At 69.6% G+C, this 20132-nt stretch carries 15 protein-coding genes; 10 read left to right on the top strand and 5 right to left on the bottom strand.

The genetic code is table 11. The features are described 5' to 3' along the window. Positions 1 to 52 precede the first annotated feature (52 nt). Entirely contained in the window at positions 53 to 2629 is a 2577-nt protein-coding gene (gene folP, locus ACYQ07_RS05100; protein ID WP_459878295.1) for a dihydropteroate synthase, read from the bottom strand. A 119-nt stretch (positions 2630 to 2748) separates the two neighbouring features. On the opposite strand from folP, the gene ACYQ07_RS05095 reads away from it, so the two are divergent. From ACYQ07_RS05095 to ACYQ07_RS05085, 3 genes are read left to right on the top strand one after another with little or no spacing between them, the layout of a single operon-like run. Continuing rightward, positions 2749 to 4221, top strand: a complete 1473-nt coding sequence (locus ACYQ07_RS05095; RefSeq protein ID WP_459878292.1) for a PAS domain-containing sensor histidine kinase — start codon at positions 2749 to 2751, stop codon at positions 4219 to 4221. A 27-nt stretch (positions 4222 to 4248) separates the two neighbouring features. Continuing rightward, a complete protein-coding gene (locus ACYQ07_RS05090) occupies positions 4249 to 6357 on the top strand; it encodes an acetate--CoA ligase family protein (RefSeq protein WP_459878289.1) in 2109 nt (702 codons plus the stop codon). Beyond that, positions 6354 to 7463 carry a phosphotransacetylase family protein gene (locus ACYQ07_RS05085; protein ID WP_459878287.1) on the top strand — a complete coding sequence of 370 codons (1110 nt, stop codon included), beginning with the start codon at positions 6354 to 6356 and terminating at the stop codon, positions 7461 to 7463. Before ACYQ07_RS05090 ends, ACYQ07_RS05085 begins: the two co-directional genes overlap by 4 nt. 250 nt (positions 7464 to 7713) lie before the next feature. On the opposite strand, the gene ACYQ07_RS05080 is transcribed toward ACYQ07_RS05085, so the two are convergent. Then, complete coding sequence (locus ACYQ07_RS05080; RefSeq protein ID WP_459878284.1) at positions 7714 to 8637, bottom strand: dihydrodipicolinate synthase family protein; 924 nt, start codon at positions 8635 to 8637, stop codon at positions 7714 to 7716. 94 nt (positions 8638 to 8731) lie between these two features. Beyond that, a complete protein-coding gene (locus ACYQ07_RS05075; protein ID WP_459878281.1) occupies positions 8732 to 9844 on the bottom strand; it encodes a M24 family metallopeptidase in 1113 nt (370 codons plus the stop codon). A gap of 338 nt (positions 9845 to 10182) precedes the next feature. On the opposite strand from ACYQ07_RS05075, the gene ACYQ07_RS05070 reads away from it, so the two are divergent. Then, on the top strand, positions 10183 to 10419 hold the full coding sequence (locus ACYQ07_RS05070; protein ID WP_459878278.1) for a DUF7543 family protein: 237 nt from the start codon (positions 10183 to 10185) through the stop codon (positions 10417 to 10419). Between the two features lie 728 nt (positions 10420 to 11147). Further along, entirely contained in the window at positions 11148 to 11564 is a 417-nt protein-coding gene (gene cdd / locus ACYQ07_RS05065) for a cytidine deaminase (protein ID WP_459878275.1), read from the top strand. 112 nt (positions 11565 to 11676) lie between these two features. On the opposite strand, the gene ACYQ07_RS05060 is transcribed toward cdd, so the two are convergent. Then, positions 11677 to 14379, bottom strand: coding sequence for a DNA topoisomerase I (locus ACYQ07_RS05060; protein ID WP_459878272.1), 2703 nt, complete (start codon positions 14377 to 14379; stop codon positions 11677 to 11679). A 170-nt stretch (positions 14380 to 14549) separates the two neighbouring features. Here ACYQ07_RS05060 and ACYQ07_RS05055 point away from each other — a divergent pair, with 170 nt between their 5' ends. Further along, on the top strand, positions 14550 to 14912 hold the full coding sequence (locus ACYQ07_RS05055; protein WP_459878270.1) for a DUF192 domain-containing protein: 363 nt from the start codon (positions 14550 to 14552) through the stop codon (positions 14910 to 14912). Positions 14913 to 14926: 14 nt separating this feature from the next. Here the strand turns inward: ACYQ07_RS05055 and ACYQ07_RS05050 are convergent, their stop codons facing one another. Further along, positions 14927 to 15808, bottom strand: a complete 882-nt coding sequence (locus ACYQ07_RS05050) for a pantoate kinase (RefSeq protein ID WP_459878267.1) — start codon at positions 15806 to 15808, stop codon at positions 14927 to 14929. Positions 15809 to 15911: 103 nt separating this feature from the next. Between ACYQ07_RS05050 and ACYQ07_RS05045 the strand changes: the two genes are divergently transcribed. The 4 genes from ACYQ07_RS05045 to ACYQ07_RS05030 all read left to right on the top strand — a co-directional run bounded on the left by ACYQ07_RS05045 (position 15912) and on the right by ACYQ07_RS05030 (position 20068). After that, the gene (locus ACYQ07_RS05045) at positions 15912 to 16415 is read left to right on the top strand and encodes a DUF7575 domain-containing protein (RefSeq protein WP_459878265.1); all 504 of its coding nucleotides are present in this window, start codon (positions 15912 to 15914) and stop codon (positions 16413 to 16415) included. A 102-nt stretch (positions 16416 to 16517) separates the two neighbouring features. Further along, a complete protein-coding gene (locus ACYQ07_RS05040) occupies positions 16518 to 17000 on the top strand; it encodes a FlaD/FlaE family flagellar protein (protein WP_459878262.1) in 483 nt (160 codons plus the stop codon). Further along, positions 16997 to 18049, top strand: a complete 1053-nt coding sequence (locus ACYQ07_RS05035; RefSeq protein ID WP_459878259.1) for an actin-like salactin — start codon at positions 16997 to 16999, stop codon at positions 18047 to 18049. The genes ACYQ07_RS05040 and ACYQ07_RS05035 overlap by 4 nt, the downstream gene beginning before the upstream one ends. 345 nt (positions 18050 to 18394) lie before the next feature. Then, the gene (locus ACYQ07_RS05030) at positions 18395 to 20068 is read left to right on the top strand and encodes an ABC transporter substrate-binding protein (RefSeq protein ID WP_459878256.1); all 1674 of its coding nucleotides are present in this window, start codon (positions 18395 to 18397) and stop codon (positions 20066 to 20068) included. Positions 20069 to 20132 lie beyond the last annotated feature (64 nt).

The raw sequence follows: 20132 nt of genomic DNA, 5'->3' as shown, positions 1-20132 counted from the left end.
GAACGCCCGACGCAAAACCCTGCCGTCCGCGCGGCGGGCAGTCGCCGAGCGGTCAGTCGCCCGACCCGGATCCCAGCCCCTCGGGGTCATTTGCAGCCTCGACGACAGCCACCGCGGCACGGTTCTCGGCGACGTCGTGGACGCGCACCACGTCGGCGCCGCGGTCGACGGCGAGCGTCGTTCCCGCGACGGTGGCGTGCTCGCGCTCGTCGGGCCCCCTGTCGACCGCGCCGAACAGCGACTTGTGTGAGTGGCCGACCAGCACCGGGCAGCCGAGCGCGGAGAGCTCGTCCGTCCGCCCGAGCAGCGCGAAGCTCTCGGCGGCCGACTTGCCGAAGCCGAGCCCCGGGTCCACGACCACGCGCTCGCGGGGGATCCCCGCCGTCTCCGCGAGCAGGAGCCGCTCTTGGAGGTCGGCAATCACGTCAGCGACCACGTCGCCGTACTCCGGGTCGTTGTCGGGGTCGACGGGCGCATCCACGCTGTGCATCACCACCACCGGACAGCCCGCCTCGGCGACGACCTCCCGCATCCGCGGGTCCTCCAGCCCGGTCACGTCGTTGATCACGTCCGCGCCCGCGTCGAGAGCGGCCTCCGCAACCGCCGGCTTGCGCGTGTCGACGGAGACGAGTACCTCGCCATCGGCAACGGCGGGTACCTCGTTGACCGCTTCCACCACCGGGACGACGCGGTCGATCTCCGCTTCGGTGGGAACGGGGTCGGCCCCCGGTCGCGTGGACTCCCCGCCCACGTCGATGATCTCCGCTCCCGCCGCGACCATCCGCTCGGCGCCCGCGACGGCGTCCGCGAACGCCTCGTGGCGCCCGCCGTCGTGGAAGGAGTCCGGCGTGACGTTGAGCACGCCCATCACGGCGGTGCCGTCCTCCCACGGGTAGTGGGCGTCGTCGTGGGGAGCAGTTTCGTCACTCGGCCCCTCCAGCTGCGCTACGAGGTCGTTGGCCACACCCGCCAGCCCCGCGGCGGCAAGCGCGCGGAGACGGGCGACCAGATCGCGGAACGTGGCGCGGGTAGCCGCGAGCGTGACCGGAACCAGCTCCCCGCCGTCGGGCGCGCCGCCGACCGCACAGGCACCGCCGAGCGCCCGGCACTCCGTCTCCAGCCGGTTCGCCTGCTCGATACGAAGTCGCAGCGTGACGGTGCGGTGGTCGACCGCGGCCGGCAGGTCACGGTCGGGTGCGTCCCGGTTCTCGGCATCGCCAATCCGAATCCCGCCCCGTTCGAGCGCGGTTGCGGCCTCCTCGGCATTCCGAACCCGCCTCGGCGTCACCGTCCGGGTGTACGTCGCCCGCGCCTCCGCGACGGCGAACAGCGACCCGACGAGGAGCACGCAGTCGTCGGCGTCGGCCCGTTCGCGGGCGGCGTCGAGCGCGTCGGCCACGTCCTGGACCGTCTCGACGGTCGGGACGCCCGCCTCGCGGGCGACGTGCGCCAGCACCGCGGGGTCCTCGGCGCGGTCGAGCCCGGGGCGGCAGGTCGTCACGCTCGCGGCATCGGGGAGCGCGTCGACGGTTCCCGCGTGGTCCTTGTCGTGCATCGCCGCGTACACGAGATGGCAGTCGTCGTAGTCGTACTCCGCGAGCGTCCCCGAGAGCGTCTCGCAGGCGGCCGGATTGTGGGCGCCGTCGAGCACGACGAGCGGGTCCGTCTCCATCACCTCGAACCGCCCGGGCCAGGTCGCTCGCGCGAGGCTGTCGGCGAGCGCGGATTCCGAGAGGTCGACGCCGAGCACGTCCGTCGTCTTCCGGGCCAGCATCGCCGCGATCGCCGCGTTCGTCGCCTGATGGGCGCCGACGAGTGGGATCCGGAAGGTCCCGTCGACATCGCCCTCGAACCGCACGGCCGCGTCGGTTGGCGACACCCGTCCCTCGTAGGTCGCGGTCAAAGCCGGATCGGGGACCGTGTCCACCCCTCCATTGGTCTCCTCATCGTCGCGCTCGACGCCCGGCCCGGCGACGCTCGTGAGAGGCGCTCCCGCGTCCGCGGCCACCTCCCCCACCACCCGGAGCGCCTCGCCGTCGCAGGCGGTGACGAGCGGAACGTCTTCACCCGCGATGCGCGCTTTCGTCCGGGCGATCTCCCCGATGGTGTCGCCGAGCACGGAGGTGTGCTCCAGCGAGACGTTGGTGATGGCGGTCGCGACGGGGTCGACGGCGCTGGTGGCGTCGTACTCGCCGCCCATCCCGACTTCGAGCACCGCCACGTCGGCGTCCCGTCGGGCGAAGTCGTGGATCGCCATCGCGGTCACCACCTCGAAGAAGGTGAGCGGCTCGCCGGCGGCCGCGCGGTCGACGAGCCACGGCTCGACCTCAGCGACGAAGTCGGCGACCGCATCGTCGGGGATCTCCCGGCCGTCGACCCGGATCCGCTCCGAGAGCGATTCGAGGTGCGGCGAGGTGTACAGTCCGACGGACAGCCCCGCCCCGCGAAGCGTCGACTCGACCATCCGTGCGGTGCTCCCCTTCCCGTTCGAGCCGGCCACCTGCACGAACGCCAGCTCCGTCTCGGGGTTGCCGAGGTGGTCGAGCAGTGCCCGCACGCTCTCCGTGCCCGGGCTGACCGCGAACCGGCGGAGGTCGAAGAGGAACGACGCCGCCTCCTGATAGTGCATACGCCGAGCGTCGGCGTGGCCTCGCTTAGGCGTAACGGACCCGGATTCGCAGCCACGCGTTTTCATCTGTGATATTGTCCCCCACAAATTTATATGTCCATCCGGAGCCGTGTGTGTATATGAACGCGCCACCCGACGCGGATCGGCTCCTCGATCTCGTCCGTGAGAAGGTGGCAGTACTCGATGCGGACGGGACGTTTCGGTTCCTCAACGCTGCCGTCGAGGACGTGCTCGGCTTCGACGCCGACCGGCTCGTGGGAACCGACGCGTTCGAGCGTGTCCACCCCGACGACGAGGCTCACGTTCGGTCGGCGTTCCGCGAGGTCGTCGACACGGGGTCGTTCGACGAGCCGCTCCGGTACCGGTTTGAACACGCCGACGGCGGCTGGGTGTGGTTGGAGTCGATCATCCATCCGCCGGCGGACTCCGGCGTCGACGGCTACGTGGTGAGCACGCGGGACGTGACCGACGCCGAGGAGTCGAGCCGCACGCTTTCGGAGATTACGCGACGGTCGCCCGACGTGCTCTGGATGTTCGACGGCGACTGGAGCGAGCTGCTGTTCACCAACGACGCCGTCGAGGACGTGTACGGCATTGCCTCGTCCGAGCTCGCCGAGCGCCCGACGGCGTTCCTCGAACGCGTCCACCCCGACGACCGCCCGTACGTCGAGCGCGCAATGGGGCGCCTCTCCGCCGGGGAGTCAACGGAGCTGGATTATCGGGTGAACCCCGACGAGGCGTACAGCCGGTGGGTTCGTGTCCCTGCGGAGCCAATCGTCGAGAACGGGGCGGTTCAGCGGATCGTCGGCGTCGCTCGCGACGTGACCGAGGAGTACAAGCGCAACCGCCAGCTCGTCGTGATGGACACCCTGTTGCGTCACACGATCCGCAACGACCTGAACGTCATGCTGGGGTCTGCTCAGGAGATCGCCGATTGGGGGGAGTCGAAGCAGGACCGGGAGCGTGATCGGACCCGGAGCGAATCGCCCGACTACGAGTCGGTCATCGACCACGCCGAGACGATCCAGCGGGTGGGTGACGAGCTGCTCACGACGGCGGAAAAACAGCGGAGCGTGATCGACCTCCTCAACCATCGGGGCTCACCCCAGCCGTACTGGATCGGGAGTCTCGTGGCGGACGCCGTCGCGTCGGCACGGGACGCTCACCCGAACGCCAACGTGACCGTCGAGGGGGACGCCGGCGGGCGCGCGTTCACGGTCCCCGGCATGGAGACCGCCCTGACCGAGCTGCTGGGGAACGCCGTCGAGCACGCAACCGACGACCCCGACGTGCGGGTACGCGTCACCGACACGGATGACGCCGTCGAGGTGGCGGTTCGCGACAACTGCCCGCCGATTCCGGCCGAGGAGTATCTCGTCGTCACCGACCGCCGACGAATGACGGACCTCTACCACACCGTCGGCATGGGGCTGTGGCTGGTGTACTGGGCGGTTGACCGCTCGGACGGCGACCTCTCGTTCGACACCCACCCGGACGGGAACGTCGTGACGGTGTCGCTGCCCGCGGTCGGGGACGACGACGAGCCCCTCGACGTTGACCCCGTTTCGGAGGATCCTCCCACCCGGCTTTAACCCCCAGCGCGTGCAAGATACTTGTTGATGGGTACGCTCACCGACCTGTTCGACCCGGACCGGGTCGCCGTCGTCGGCGCGACCGAGCGCGAGGGCTCGGTCGGTCGCGCGGTCACGACGAACCTGCTCGACGACTTCGACGGGGAGATGGTCCCGGTCAATCCGACCAAAGACGAGGTGTTCGACCGCCCCTGTCTCGACAGCGTGCGCGAGTCCGACGCCGACGTGGCCGTGGTCGTCGTCCCGCCGAGCATCGTCCTCGATGTCGTCGAGGAGTGCGGCGAGGGCGGCGTCGACGAGGTGGTCGTCATCACCGCCGGGTTCGGCGAGACCGGCGAGGAGGGCGCCGACCGCGAGGCCACCCTCGCCGAGCTCGCCGCGGAGTACGACCTCGACGTCGTCGGCCCCAACAGCCTCGGCGTGATGTCGACGCCCTCCGGGCTCAACGCGACGTTCGGCCCGGAGAACGCGCTTCCCGGCGGACTCTCCTTTATGAGCCAGTCCGGAGCGTTCGTCACCGCCGTGCTCGACTGGGCCAACGACCAGGGGATCGGGTTCAAGGACGTGGTGTCGCTCGGCAACAAGGCCGTCCTCGACGAGTCCGACTTCATCGACCACTGGGGCGGCGACGAGGGGACGGACGTGATCATCGGCTACCTCGAAGGGATCGAGGAGGGCCGCGAGTTCATCGAGACCGCCCGCGAGACGACGGCCGACACCCCGATCGTCCTCGTGAAGTCCGGCCGGACCAGCGCCGGCGCGGAGGCCGCCTCCTCGCACACCGGCACGCTCGCCGGCTCCGAGCGCGCCTACGAGGCCGGGCTCGATCAGGCGGGCGTCATCCGCGCGGAGTCCGTCGAGGACCTGTTCGACGCCGCCACCATTCTCGGGAGCCAGCCGCTGCCCGACACCGACAACGTCGCCGTCGTCACCAACGCCGGCGGCCCGGGCGTGATGGCGACGGACGCGGTGGGCGACGCCGGTCTGGAGATGGCGTCCTTTTCAGGGGAGACCACCGACCGGCTCCGAGAGGCGATGCCCGAGGAGGCGAACGTCCACAACCCGGTCGACGTGATCGGCGACGCCGACGTCGACCGCTTCCGCGAGGCGCTGGAGATCGTGCTCGCCGACGAGGGCGTCGGCGCCGCGATGGTGATGGCCGCCCCGACCGCCGTCCTCCCCTTCGACGAGCTGGCCGAGGCGATGGCGGAGGCCGCCGAGGCGACGGACGCTCCCGTCGCCGCCTGTCTGATGGGCGGTGACCGAACTCGCGATCCGAAACGCCGCCTGCAGCAGGCGGGGATCCCCTGCTACTTCGACCCCGCGCGCGCCATCGACAGCCTCGACACGCTCGCGGAGTACCGCGACGTGAAACGCCGCGAGTACGCGCCCCCGATGTCGTTCGACGTGGACCGCGAGCGCGCCCGCGAGATCCTCAAATCCGTCCACGAGCGCGACGACAACCGCCTCGGCGTGGAGGCGATGGACCTCCTCGACGCCTACGGGATCCCCACGCCACAGGGGGAGATCGTCGACTCGCCGGAGCGCGCCCGCGAGGTCGCCGCCGGCGTCGACGGCGACGTGGTGATGAAGATCGTCTCGCCGGACATCCTCCACAAATCCGACATCGGCGGCGTCGAGGTCGGCGTCGCGGACCACGACGTGGCCGACACCTACGAGACGCTCGTCACCCGTGCCCGCAACTACCAGCCCGACGCGAACCTGCTCGGCGTGCAGGTTCAGGAGATGGTCGACCTCGACGCCGGCGTCGAGACCATCGTCGGGATGAACCGCGACCCGCAGTTCGGCCCGCTGCTCATGTTCGGACTGGGCGGCATCTTCGTGGAGGTGATGGAGGACACCACCTTCCGCGTCGCCCCCGTCTCCGAACCCGAGGCCCGCGAGATGACCGAGGAGATCCGCTCTGCGCCCCTGCTGCGGGGCGCCCGCGGGCGTGACCCGGTCGACGTGGACGCCATCGTCGACACCATCGGCCGGCTCTCCCAGCTGGTCACCGACTTCCCGGCCATCGTGGAGCTGGACATCAACCCGCTCGTCGCACTGCCCGACGCCGACGGGGCGAACGCCGCCGCCGTCGACGTCCGACTCACCGTCGACCCCGAGAAACTCCAATGACCGACACCAACTCCGACACCGACACCGAGAACGGAACCGACGACGAGACAGCAACCGACACGATCCTCGTCACCGCGACGGGCGAACACGTCGGCAAGACCGCCATCACGCTCGCGTTAGCCCGCACGGCTGCCGACCGCGGCCAGTCCGTCGGCTACATGAAGCCGAAGGGAACCAGACTCCAGTCGAACGTCGGCAAGACGCTCGACCAGGACCCGATGTTGGCCCGCGAGCTGCTCGGGCTCGACGCCGAGATGCACCAGATGGAGCCCGTCGTCTACTCCCCGACGTTCGTGGAGGGGGCCGTACGCGGCACGGAAGACCCCGAGGCGTTGAAAGCCCGAATCCGTGAGGAGTTCGACGGGCTCGCAGCCGACCGCGACCGCATGTTCGTGGAGGGTGGCGGCACGTGGACCACGGGTGGCGTCGTCGACCTCACGGACGCCGACGTGGCCGAGCTGCTCGACGCCCGCGCCGTCCTCGTCGCGGAGTACGAGACGCCGGGCGACCTCGACGAGGTGCTGGCGGCCGCCGAGGCGCTTGGCGACCGGCTCGTCGGCGTCGTGTTCAACAAGGTGCCGGACGCCGCCTTCGACGAGCTAGGAAGTGACGTGACGCCGTTCCTCGAATCACGGGGAATCCCTGTGCTCGGCGCGGTGCCACGCGAAAAGGAGCTGGCGGGCGTCACCGTCGGCGAGCTCGCCGACGAGCTCGGCGCGGACCTGCTGACCGACGCGCCCACCGACGCCTTCGTCGAGCGCTTCCTCGTCGGCGCGATGAGCGGCGACGAGGCGCTTCGCCACTTCCGGCGTGCCCGTGACGCCGCGGTGATCACCGGCGGCGACCGCGCGGACGTGCAGCGGGCGGCGCTGGAGGCGTCCGGCGTCGCCTGCCTCGTGCTGACGGGCGGCCACCGTCCCTCGGGTGCCGTGCTCGGAAAGGCCGCGGAAGCCGGCAAGCCCGTGCTCGCCGTGAACACGGACACGCTCACCGCCGTGGAGCGCGCCGAGGCCGTGGTGCGCGGCGGGCGCACCCGGGACGCCCGCACCGTGGACGTGATGGGCGAACTGCTCGCCGCCCACGTCGACGTGGAACGGCTGTTGTAGGCCCATTCACGATTCAGGAGGATTCTTGAAGGACACGCTCACGAATCGTCGAATCATCGTGAACGATGATGTGAGGAATCTTCGGTGGGTACGGGGCGAAACAATTCGGTATCATTTTTAAGTGTATGTCCTACAGTCGTTCGTTTGGGACCGAGGCACACATCGATCCCGCTTTCGTATCGTCCCTCGGGGCGATGCGGTTCGCTTCGCCGGCGAGCCCCGGCTTCGTCTTCGCCCCCTTTGTCGCCGGTCACTCCGTCACTGCAAGAACGCCAGCGAGCGCTTCTGAGACTGCATCAGCATCCGCGGCCTGAAGCGGCGGCCGGACCGTCGCGTGGTCGAGAACGCCGCGCTCGACGAGCGCCGCCTTCGTCGCCGGCGCGAATCCGACATCGAGACAGGCGTCGAACAGCTCGCTGATCGCGTCGTGGATCCGGTCGGCGCGTGCGGCGTCACTCGCGCCACTCTCGACCTCCCCGGCGTCCGCGGCGGCCGCCCGGAACATGGCGTCGAACGCGTCAGGAACCGCGTTCGCGAGGGCGTGGACGCCGCCGTCCGCACCCATGCGAAGGGAGGGGAGCAGCAGTGCGTCGAATCCCTGAAGCACCACGAAGTCGTCGGGCGTGTTCCGGAGCACCCGACAGAAGTCGGTGAACTCCCCGCTGGAGTCCTTCATGCCGACGACGTTCGGGTGGTCCGCGAGCGCGACGGCGTCCGCGGCCGCGAGCGGATTGCCCGTACACGACGGAATGTCGTACACGAAGACGGGCAGCGGTGACTCGTCAGCCACCCGCTCCAGAAACGCTAGATTCCCGCCGGCCCGGTTCTCCGCGTGGAAGTACGGTGGCGTGACGACGGCGGCATCCGCACCCGCGCTCGCCGCGCGCTCGGCGTGCTCCACCACGTCCGGCAGCGCAGTGTCGATGATCCCGGCGAGCACCGGCCGGTCGCCGGCGTTCGCGACCGTCGTCTTCACGACTGCCTCGCGCTCGGCGGCGGTGAGACTGGCACACTCTCCGGTGGTCCCGTTCGGAAACACGCCGGCGGCGCCGCCGGAGACGACGTGATCGACGACAGCGGCGAGCGCGTCGTGGTCGACCGACTCGGCGTTCGGCCCCTCGAAGGGGGTGACGAGCGGTGGCGTCACACCGGCAAGCGTCTCGGAGAACTCCATGGGCGACGGTGTGAGGCCAGCGACGTAGCCGTTGTCCCCGCGGCGAACGACGCGAGCCCCGCTCCCTGCCCCTACCCCTGCCCGTTCCGGCCGCTCAGACCCCCCAGCCGTGATCCGTCGTGTTGAGGCGCTCGACGCCCGACTCGGTGACGACGACGAGATCCTCGATCCGGCAGCCGAAGCGCCCGTCGAGGTAGATGCCGGGCTCGACGGAGAACACCATCCCCGGCTGGAGTTCACGGTCGTTGCCCGCGACGATATACGGCTCCTCGTGAACATCGAGGCCAACGCCGTGGCCGGTGCGGTGGATGAACGCGTCGCCGTATCCCGCATCCTCGATCACCTCGCGGGCGGCGGCGTCGACGGACTCGGCGGCCACACCGGGCTCGACCGCATCGACGGCGGCCGCCTGTGCCTCGCGGACGACCTCGTGGATCGTCGCGTACTCGTCGGCCGGCTCGCCGTCGAACACCAACGTCCGGGTCTGGTCGGAGGGGTAGCCGTCCACCCGCGTGCCGAAATCGAGCACGACGGGGTCGCCCGCTTCGATCGTCCGGTCCGAGCGGTGGTGGTGCGGTTTGGCGCCATTCGGGCCGGCGCCGACGATGGTGGCAAAGGAGGTGCCGTCGCCACCGTTTGCAGCGAGCCGGTCGGCGATGTAGTCGGCGAGCTCCGCTTCGGTCATGCCGACGGCGTTCGCCCCCAGCTCGCGAAGGTCCTCGACGGTCGCGTCCGCGACGGCGGCGGCCTCGCGCATCGCGGCGATCTCGGCGTCGTCCTTGCGGACGCGGAGGTCGGCGACAGCCTCGCTCGCGAGCCCCCAGCTGGCGTCGGGGGCCGCCGTCCGAAGGTCCTGGGTGAACCGTGCCCACATCGTGTCGTCGACGAGGAGGCGTCCGTTGCGGAGTCCGCGGTCGTCCAGCAGGTCGGCGGTCGCCGCCGTCGGGTCATCGCCGTCGGCCCACCTCCGGACCTCATCAACGGTGGTCGCGTCACGAACCTGCGTCTCGTACAGCTCCGGCACCAGAAACGCCGGCTCCCCCTCACGGGGGATCACGAGAAACAGGTGGCGCTCGCCGGGCTCCTCGGCGAACCCCGTCAGGTACTGCAGGTTGCGGCTCGGGAAACAGACCAGCCCGTCGGCGTCCAGCCCGTCGAGGCGCGCCCGGGCGCGGTCGCGGCGGTCGGCGTGTGGGTCGTCAGCCATGGACGCAGTATGGGCGTCGAACCCTTATAAACAGGCCGAGAATGAGGCACCATCAGGCAGCGCTTACCTAAGTGGAAAGACGTGGTATCGTGGACCATGGGAATCAGAGAGTCGGCCACGTTCGCCTGTCCCGACCGTGGAACGACCGCGCCGTCGACGGCGGTTCCGCGCGACGACATCGTCGCCGGCGTCCCGACTGCGCGTTCTCCGCCGGGGTCGAGTAGCACTCGTCGGCGATGAAGCGCGGTCGCCGGCGATGGAGCGCCCCTGACGACCGCGCCCGCATTCCGCCGTCCGCGAACCGCGTCGTTTTAGCCGCGCGGGCGACCCGTTTCCGTATGGACTGGGACGTGAGCCGCGAGGACGAGACGGTACGCGAGTGGGAGCGGTCGGACGGCTACGCGACGGTGCGGATCCGCGAGCGCGTCGACGGCGGCGTCGTCGTGCGCCTCGACGTGATGGAGCAGGCACCCGAGGGCCGCCGCTACGAGCGCGAGCGCTACGACGACGTGGAGGCCGCCGAGGCCCGCGCCGCCGAATGGCGCGCGGAACACGGCGAGCACGACGACGAGTAGGAGGCGTTTCTGAGCGAGATCGGGAGTACGTGTATCATGTGGGCGGGTGCGGCGTTTATAAGTGGAACGTTGGTGGTGTTGTTCGCCTTTTATAAGCCGAGGTTGGTCGGTGAGTTGCTGGTGCTACGCTGGTGAGGGCCGCCTTCAAAAGCCCCAGCCGGCTCCGGTCGAGGAGCTCGCTGCGCGCTTATCAGGGCGTCTCTCCGCACCACCCGACGCCCTGATAAGTGCTTACGTCGCCCGTCGTCCCGGACCACGGGCGAGACGGTCGGAGCCGTCTCGCTGTTTCCCGCCTGCGGCGGGAACGGCTGCCCCTTTGAGTCCCACCCCGCACCGCTCCGCACCCGCACCTCACGCCTCCCCAGCCTCGGCGGAGAGCGCGCCGGCGGACCGCACCGCCACGCCGGCGCGCTCCCGCCTCCCTCGCGCGCCGACGAGCGCCCGACGGGCGCTCACGGGCGCGCCACCGCACCGCGCGTTCGTTTAATAAGGGATCGTCACAGCCGCTCTCGACCGTTTATATACCCCATCGCCGGCGGCGATCTGCAACACTCACTCCCGGTTTCACTCATCGACGATCGCGTACCGAACGCAGGCTGGAGCCAACCAGATCACGCTCTGCGGAGTTCAACGGAGTTCAACCGCCCCTTAAAAGTGTCATCGACCAGCCCACACCTCATCCAGCCGCGAACCGGTCACTTATCGGCGCGCCCGGCGACCGTCCCGACATGGACCCGTTGATCGAGGCTGCCCGCGAGGCCCACGAGAACGCGCACGTGCCGTATTCGGAGTATCCGGTCGGCGCCGCGCTCCGCACGGCCGACGGCACCGTTGTCACCGGCTGTAACATCGAGAACGCCAACTACTCCAACAGCATGCACGCCGAAGGGGTCGCGGTCGGGGAGGCCGTCAAGAACGGCCACACCGACTTCGACCGGCTCGCCGTCTCCTCGGCCGCGCTCGACGGCGTCACCCCCTGCGGGATGTGCCGGCAGACGCTCGCGGAGTTCGCCGACGAGTCGCTCGTGGTCGTCTGTGACGAGGGTGACGGCGAGGTGTCGGAGTACACGCTCGGCGAGCTCCTCCCGAACACGATCAGCGAGGGGACGCTCGACGAGGCCGAGCGGAACCGCGCCGAGCGGTAACGCCGGCGCCGGCGCCGGCGAACACCCCGAGGAAGCGCACTCACCGAGTGCGATCCGCCACGGAAGGTTGAAGCGACGGTCCCCGACGGAGAGGCGAACTGAACGCCGCCGCTCAGTCGGCGTTCGCCTGCCAGTCGCGGACGGTGTCGGGGGTGACGCCGTCGACGTCGTCCGCCAGCGTGTCAGGGTCGGCCGACTTGAGGTCCTCGACGCCCTCGATGCCGGCCGACTGGAGCTTCTCGGCGGTCTTCTCGCCGACCCCCTCGACGGTCTCCAGCTCGGAGCCCTCCTCTCGGGCCTGGAACTCCCGGTAGTTGCAGATCGGACAGCCAAGCTCCCACGGCTCGTCGCCGGAGTGGACCCGGAGGTGCGGGAGGTCGTGCTCCTCGCAGACCTCGTCGGTCACCTCGATCTCGCCGCGGCGGGGCAGCGGGAGGGAGTACTCGCAGTCGGGGTAGCGGGTACACCCGACCAGCCGGGAGCCGGAGCGGAGCTGCTTGATCGCGAGCTCGCCGTCGTGCTCGTCGGCGGTTTCACCGCCTCCGTCTCGCGGCGAAGCCGCGCCCTCCCCACACTCCGGACACTCGCCGATCACCTCGTCGTCGGCCTCGTCCGCCTCGTCGGCCTTGCACTGCGGGCAGCCGTGGACGAACGTCTTGCGCCCGGCGAGCATCTTCACGTGGCTGAGGCCGTGCTCCTCACACTCCTCGTCGAGGATGAGCGGTTTGCCCGTCGAAGGGAGCGGGAGCGTGTGCTCGCAGTCGGGGTAGCCGTCACAGCCGACGAAGTAGGAGCCGTACCGGGACTTGCGCACGAGCAGGTCCTCGCCACACTCCGGACACGGACCCAGCGTCTTGTCCGCCTTCAGCGACTTCCGGAGGTGGTCGCCGATCTCGTCGCGGGAGGCGATCAGCTCCTCGAAGACGCTCTCCAACAGCTCGCGGGACTCCGCGGTCACCTCGTCGTACCCCTTCTCGCCGCCGGCGATCGCCTGCATGTCCGCCTCCAGCTGGGCGGTCATCTCCTCGCTGACGACGCGGTCCGCGAACTCCTCGGCGGCCTCGACGACGGCCTCCGCGAGCCGGGTCGGACGCGGCGGGTCGCTCTCGATGTAGCCGCGGTCGTACAGCTTTTCGAGGGTGCCGTGGCGGGTCGCCTTCGTCCCGATCCCCAGCTGCTCCATCTTCTCGATCAGCCGCGACTGGCCGTAGCGGCGGGGCGGCTGGGTCTCCTTCGCCTCCGTCCGGCGCTCGTCGAGCGCGAGGGTTTCGCCCACTTCCACGTCGGGGACGATCCGCTCGTCGCTCGACAGGTAGGGGTAGACGTCGTGGTAGCCCGCCTCCAGCAGGCGTTTGCCGTTCGCCTTCAGTCGGAGGCCGCCGGTTGCGGCCCCGCCGTTCGCGGCGGTGCCACCGTCGTCGCCATCGTCGTTCGATGCGGTGCCGCCATCCGCAACCAGCGCCGGCGTCCCCTCGGCCTCGTCTGCATTCCGGAGCGCCGCCATCGGGTCGGCCTGTGTGGCGATCTCCGTCGCCTCGCCGTTCGCGAGCGCGACGACTTTGAGGTGCTCCCACGTCGCCGGCTCGGCGCAGGTGGCGAAAAAGCGCCGGACGACCAGCTCGTACACCTGCCACTCGTCGTCGGAGAGGTCCGACGCCGAGGGGAGCTCGCCCGTCGGGTGGATCGGCGGGTGGTCGGTGGTCTCCTCGTCGCCCTCCGTGGGCTCGATCTCCTCGATCTCTAGCAGGCTCGCGGCATCCTCGCTGAACGTTCCCGCCTCGCCGAGCGCCTCGATCAGCTCTCGGGGATCGAGATCGTCGGGATACACCGTGTTGTCCGTCCGGGGGTACGTGAGGTAGCCGGCGGTGTAGAGGTCCTCGGCGATCGACATCGCGCGCTGGGCGGAGTAGCCCAGCGAGCTCGCCGCGCGGATGAACTGCGTGGTGTTGAACGGCGCCGGCGGCTCGTCGGTGCGCGTCCGGCGGTTCACGTCGTCGACGGTCGCCTCGTCGGCCGCGGCGAGCGCCTCGGTGAGCACGTCGGCGGTGTCCTCGTCCCAGACGCGCTCGGCCTCGTTGCCGCTGTCGTCCAGGAAGAAGTACTGCGACTCGAAGGGGTCGCCGCCCTCCTTCGTGAGGTTGCCGAACAGCTCCCAGTAGGATTCGGGGTCGAACGCCTGGATCTCCCGCTCGCGGTCGACGATCAGCTTGAGCGTCGGCCCCTGCACCCGGCCGACGGAGATGAAGTCGTCGCCGAGCTGACGGGCGGACAGCGAGAGGAACCGCGTGAGCGCGGCGCCCCACATCAGGTCGATCACCTGACGGGCCTCGCCGGCGGCCGCGAGATCGAAGTCGAGGTCGTCGGGGTCGGCGAACGCCTCCTGCACCTCGTTTTCGGTGATCGACGAGAAGCGCACGCGGTCGATGGGCGCATCCTCGTTCACCTCGCGGACCAGCTCGTACGCCTCCTTGCCGATCAACTCTCCCTCGCGGTCGTAGTCGGTCGCGATGGTCACCTTCGAGGCGTTGCGCGCCAGCCGCCGCAACGCCCGGACGATGTTCTCCTGGGTTGGCTCTTTGGTGACCGGCGCCTCGATCAGCTCGACGGGCTCGACGTCCCGCCAGTCGTTGTACTCCGCGGGGAAGTCGACGCCGACGACGTGCCCGGAGAGGCCGATACAGCGCTTGCCGCCCCACTTGTACACGTTGACGCCGTTTACTCGCTCGGACTCCGCGGACTCGCCGCTCAGAATGTCGGCGATGCGTCTCGCGGCGTTGTCCTTTTCGGTGATGATCAGCTCCGGACCCCGGCTCATTGGCGACCGGTACGCCGCTGGCCGGCCTAAAGCTTTCGTGAATGGACTTCGCGCGCACGCGTGAGACCGGCCGCCGGCGGCAGGGTGCGTCCGATCACAGCCCGCACGTGGCGAGGATCGTCCCGAGGCGGGTGGCGAGACTATTTAACCCGGCGCGGCGACGACCCGATGTGCGACTCGTCCATCGACGCGGCCCGCCCGAGGACCGCGAGGAGCGCGTGTTGGCGACCACCGTCGAGTTTGCGGATTCGACGCTCGAACAGGCGCGCGGGCTGATGTTTCGGCGGTCCCTTCCCGACGATTCCGCGCTCGTCTTCCGATTCGACCGGCCGAAGGTGCGGGACCTCCACATGCTGTTCGTCCCGTTCGCCATCGACGCCCTCTGGCTGTCGGGCACCGAGGTCGTCCACAAAAAGCGGCTGAAGCCGTTCGTCGGCCTCGGGCGTGCGACGGCCGACACCGTCGTCGAGCTCCCCGCCGGCGCCGCCGACGAGGTGACGGTCGGCGACGACGTGGCGTTGGTCGACGACTGAGCCCTTTTAAACGCCTACTCCTCGCGGACCAGCCCGGCGCCGGCGGCGTGGGTGTGACACGCGGTGGCGTCGTAGCCGGCATCCGAGAGACCGGTGCCCGTCGCGAACACCGTCCGACCGAGCATCGCCATCGAGGCGGCGCCGCCGGCGTCCTCGACGGCGGCGATCGCCTCGGACACCTCCGGCACGAGCAGCCCCGCGCGGCCGGCAAACTCCCGCGAGACGCCCATCAGCGTGGGTAATCGCGGATCGCGCTGTAGCCGGGTGAGTGCCCACTCGCCGGCGTCCGAGAGCGCGGTCGTGTCGCCGGCGAGTACCTCCTCCGTCGACAGCTCACCGAAGGAGACGTACTCGATCCGGGTGCGGGCGGGGATGCCGTCGAGCTCCCCGTAGCCGGGTGCGCCGGGCTGGACTCGAATGGGAATGCCACCGCGCGCCTGCGCGACAACGTCGCCGAGCCCGGTGCCGCGCGACACCTCCGCCTCGTGGGCGATCCGGATCAGGTCGTTCTCGGAGCGTCCGCAGTCGAAGGCGTCGTTGGTCGCGAGGGCGGTGCCGAGCGCGGCGGCGCCGGAGACGCCGAATCCCGCGCCAACCGGGAGCTCGCTCTCCACCGCGACGTGTGCCGTCTCGGGGACACCGAGCCGGTCGAGCACGTCGTCGACGGCGCCGATCGCGGTCGTCTCACCGTCTAGCGTGTGTGTCGGTCGGTCGGCCGATTCGCCGTTATCGTCCGTTCCGTGCTCGCCGTCACCCACGATGCTGACCTCCACGCCGTCGGTCAGGGTGAACCCGGCGCCGCGGGACCCGGCGGCCGCCGGCTTCTCGGCCGGATGGGCGCTGAAGAAGCCGGTGATGTGGCCCGGGACGAACGCGGTCGCGCGCTCTCCACTCATGGTCGGTGGCACGGGGAGCCACCGATTAACGGTTGTCATCCCGACCGACGCCGAACTGAGCCACACCGCAGGCCGTAAGTACCACCCACCGAAACGGAGGCGCATGCGAGACCGTCTCCGCCCCGTTCTGGCTGCGCTTCTCGCGGTTGCGCTGCCTGGACTCGGCCACGTGATCCTCCGTCGCTGGGGCCGGGCGCTCGTCTGGCACGTCACCATCGTCGGCGGCACCGTGGCGCTGTACACGATGTACGACGTGGATCCGGTCGATCCCCTCGAATCGCCGACCGGATTCGCAGCCGCCATCCCGCCCGAGATCTCCGTGCCGATCGCCTTCCTTGTGGCGCTGTCGGCGGTCGACGCCTACCTCGTCGGTCGCGAGCAGGCGGCGGCCGCCGACCGCGCCGCCGCAGCCGCGGAACTGGTCCGAAAACACGCCGACCAACAGGGCGTCGACGCTCCGGATGCAGTCGCCGCCGAGCCGGAGACGGTCCAGTGTCCCCACTGTGGACGGGACACTGACGCCGAGATCGACTTCTGTCACTGGTGTACCGAGCCGCTGCCGTGGGCCGAGGAGGACGCCGGCGGCGGCAACACCGCGAACAAGTGAGCCGTCCGCCCCCTCGTTCTCGCCGCTGATAACTACGGCACGGTCTTCATATACCCTGAGCGAAACGGTTCGGGTACGGACGCGAACGACGGACGGAATCACATGAGCCTGAATCCACGGCAGTACGACGTGACGGAGCTCCGGGCGCTCGCGGGCACACCCCGCGCGGCCGGTGACGAGGCGCCACGGGAGCGGTCGCCTCGCTCGCCGAATCGGAGTCGTGCGGAGGCGGCGGCACGGTCCGCCACCTTCGTCGAAACCCTACAGCGTCAGCGCGGTCTGCGTGGCACGATCGATCGCACGCGCCCGTATCTCCGGGCCGTTCCGGCGACGCCGGCGGCCGAACACGAGATCGGCGAGTGGCTCGGCTACCTCGTCGACGCCGGCGGCCACGACCGAAGCCGCGACGCGCTGTCGTACTACGCGGAGATCGGCTGGCTCGCGCCGGCCGTCGCCGACCGACTGGCGGAGCGGCTCCCCGGCTTCACGGAACCGCGCCACGCGCGGGCCCTGACGCCGGCCGACCACCGGATCAGCCTCGTCTCGATCCTCCGACTCGTTTCGTGTACGAGTGACCACCCATGAGCGAAGCAGACTCCACGGACTTCGAAGGCAACGACACCCCGACCCCCGTCAGCGTGAAACTCGGCAGCACCCGGACGGTGCTCGACTATCCCGACGAGCGCGGCGAGCGCTCGCTCCACTCGACGCTCACCTGTCTGGCGACCTACGAGGACGCCATCACGGGTGCGGAGAGGGCGCTGTTCGGCGAGGAAGCCGCCGTCGAGTACCCCGACACGGTCCGCTACATGCTCCGCTCGGGGCTCCCGGAGAACGAGGACGGCGTTGCCGACGCCGAGCGCTTCTTCGAGGAGCTGGTGGACGCTCACGACGTCCCCGAACACAGCGCGGTCGTCTACGCCGTCCCCACCATCGACAACGAGGAGGGCGTCGACAACCTGAAACACGTGATCGAGGGCTCCGCGATCGGCGCGGCCGAGACGCGGAGCTTCCCCGAGTCGCTGTGCGGTGCCATTCCCGCCTACGGCGACGGGCTGGAGGCGATCGACGAGGTGTTCATCTCGGTCAACATGGGGTCGACCACGCTCGAAGCCTGCGCCTACCGGCGCGGCGAGCAGCTCACCCCGTTCTCGACCGGCTCGGTGACGGGCAACGAGGTCGACCGCTGGATCGTCGCCGCCGTCGAGGAGGAGAGCCAGGGCCGCGTCCACATCGACCGAACGACCGCCCGGGAGTACAAGGAGACCCACGCTGACGTGTACGACTTCGAGCCGTTCACGGATGTGGTCCAACAGCCCGGCGGCGGCAGCCACGAGTTCACCGTCGACCGCGGCGTCCGCGACCCCGTCGACCGCTACATCGACGACGCAGTCGAGGCGGTTGCCAACGAGTTCCTGCCGGAACTCGCCAACGACCACATGAAACCGTACCAGCTGGCGCTTGGCAAGCCGATCGCCGTCACTGGCGGTATGGCCTGCATCCCCGGCCTCGTCGAGGAGTTCGAGAAGCGCCTCAGTGCCGAACTCGACCGTGACGTAACCGTCGTCTCTCCCGACGACCCCGCGACCGCCGCCGCGGAGGGCGCCGGGCGCATCGCCGAACGGCTGGTCTGAGCTGCCGCCGACCCCTCCACTTCCGTCCCCCTTCTGTCGCCCGCTTGCGGAGTTCCAGGAGAACTCCTGTTTCAGGTCGAGACCGGCCTCGACATCGCCGGGAGACGCTCCGACACGATCGACGAGCGCCGTGTTTTCGGCGGTTCACCGTACCGTCGGAGACCGGACAGTAGCGCGCGTGCAGCCGGTATTCCCCCTCGTTGTCGAGAAAATCGTGGCGGATCCGTTTCGGGCGCCGTCCGCCGGGTTACCGTTATTCAGTACTGGGTAACGCTAACAACCCTCTCTGCGATTTAGTGTAATTTGCGATACGTATATATCGGGTGGTCGCTGGAGGGGAATCGTATGTCATCCGATCACAGTTCACGTCGTGACTTCCTTCGAGCGAGCGGGGCCGCCGGCGCCGTCGGCCTGACGGCCGGACTCGCCGGCTGTTCCGACGACGGCAACGGCGGCAGCGGCGGGTCCGACAACGGCGACGGCGCCGAACTCGGCGAGCGGGTTCGCGAAGTCAACTTCGTGGCCCCCACCTCCGGTGCCAACCAGTTCCGCAACGAACTGGCGCGGATGACCGTCGACAACTGGCGCGAACTCGGCTTCGAGGTCGACTTCGAGGAGCTGGAGTTCGGCGCGCACGTCGACAAGGCGGTCGTCGAGCAGGACTTCGACATGTCGCTACTTGGCTGGGGTGGCACGCCCGAGCGGATCGACCCCCACACGTTCGTCTTCGACATGCACCACTCGAGCACGACCGGCCAGGGTGGCCGCAACACGCCCGGCTACCAGAACCCGGACTACGACGAGCTCGCCGAGCTCCAGGTCACGCAGTTCGACGAGGCCGAGCGCCAGCAAACGGTGTACGAGGCGCAGGCGATGCTCGCTCGCGACCAGCCGCGGACGTACGTCGCCAACGAGGGGGGGTACCACCCGTACGCCAGCGCCCGCGTCGAGGAGATCGACCCCACGCTCGGTGAGGGGCTCAACTCCTTCTGGAACATGATCAGCGTGACACCCACCGATGACGACACGGTCACGATGGGGTACCCCTCGGAGATCATCTCGCTGAACCCGATGCAGGACCTGGCGACGCCCGACCGGCAGTTCGTCCGGCTCATCTACGACCAGCTGTTCCGCATCGGGCCGGACGGGCTGCCCCAGCCGTGGATGGTCGAGGACGCTCCCGTCATCGAGGACGACGGCATGACCTACACGGTCACGCTGCGTGACGACCTCTCGTTCCACGACGGCGAGGATCTCACGGTTGAGGACGTCGTCTTCAGCTACGAGCTGTACGCCGACTCTCCGACGTATGCCTCGCTCGTCGAGATCGTCGAGCGCGTCGAGGCCGACGGCAACGACGTCACCTTCACGCTCAACGGGGCATACGCTCCGTTCACGGCGAACGTGCTGGGGCAGGTGTACATCTTCCCCGAGCACATCTGGGGCGACATCGAGCCCGACGACCTCGCCGACTTCCAGGACGAGAACTGGACCGGCAGCGGCCCGTTCATGTTCGAGGACTGGGAGCGCCAGGCGGAGCTCCAGCTCCGGGCGTTCGACGACCACTTCAACCCGCCGAACACCGAGCGGTTCATCCGCGTCCCCAGCTCGAGCGTCTCGCAGCTGGTCGGCGACCTCGAATCCGGCTCCGTCGACTTCCTCGGGGCGGTCCCGCAGCCGACTGCCATCCGGCGCGTCGAGGACGACGACGACCTCGCGAACGCGGAGTTCGCTGCCATCGGGCACGCGAAAATCGCGTACAACATGCGGCGTGACCCCCTCGACGACGTGGCGATCCGACGGGCGCTGTCGTACGGCGTCCCCAAGACGACGTTCGTCGACCTGATCCGCGACGGGATGGGAACGGTGACGCACTCGCCCATCTCCGAGCACGTCGAGTTCTGGCACAACCCCGACGTCGAGCAGTTCGACCTGGATCTCGCCGCCGCGCGCGCCGAGCTCGAGGAGGCGGGATACGGGTGGGACGACGACGGCATGCTCCACCTTCCGGCCGAGTAACCGCCCGCCCCCGGCCTACCAAGCCACGGCACCCAGGGGATCAAGTACGTCCTGCACGGCAGGG

This window comes from Halorubrum gandharaense (assembly GCF_054654575.1).
Note: the sequence above shows the minus strand (reverse complement) of the source record. Positions and strands in the feature narration are given on the sequence as shown.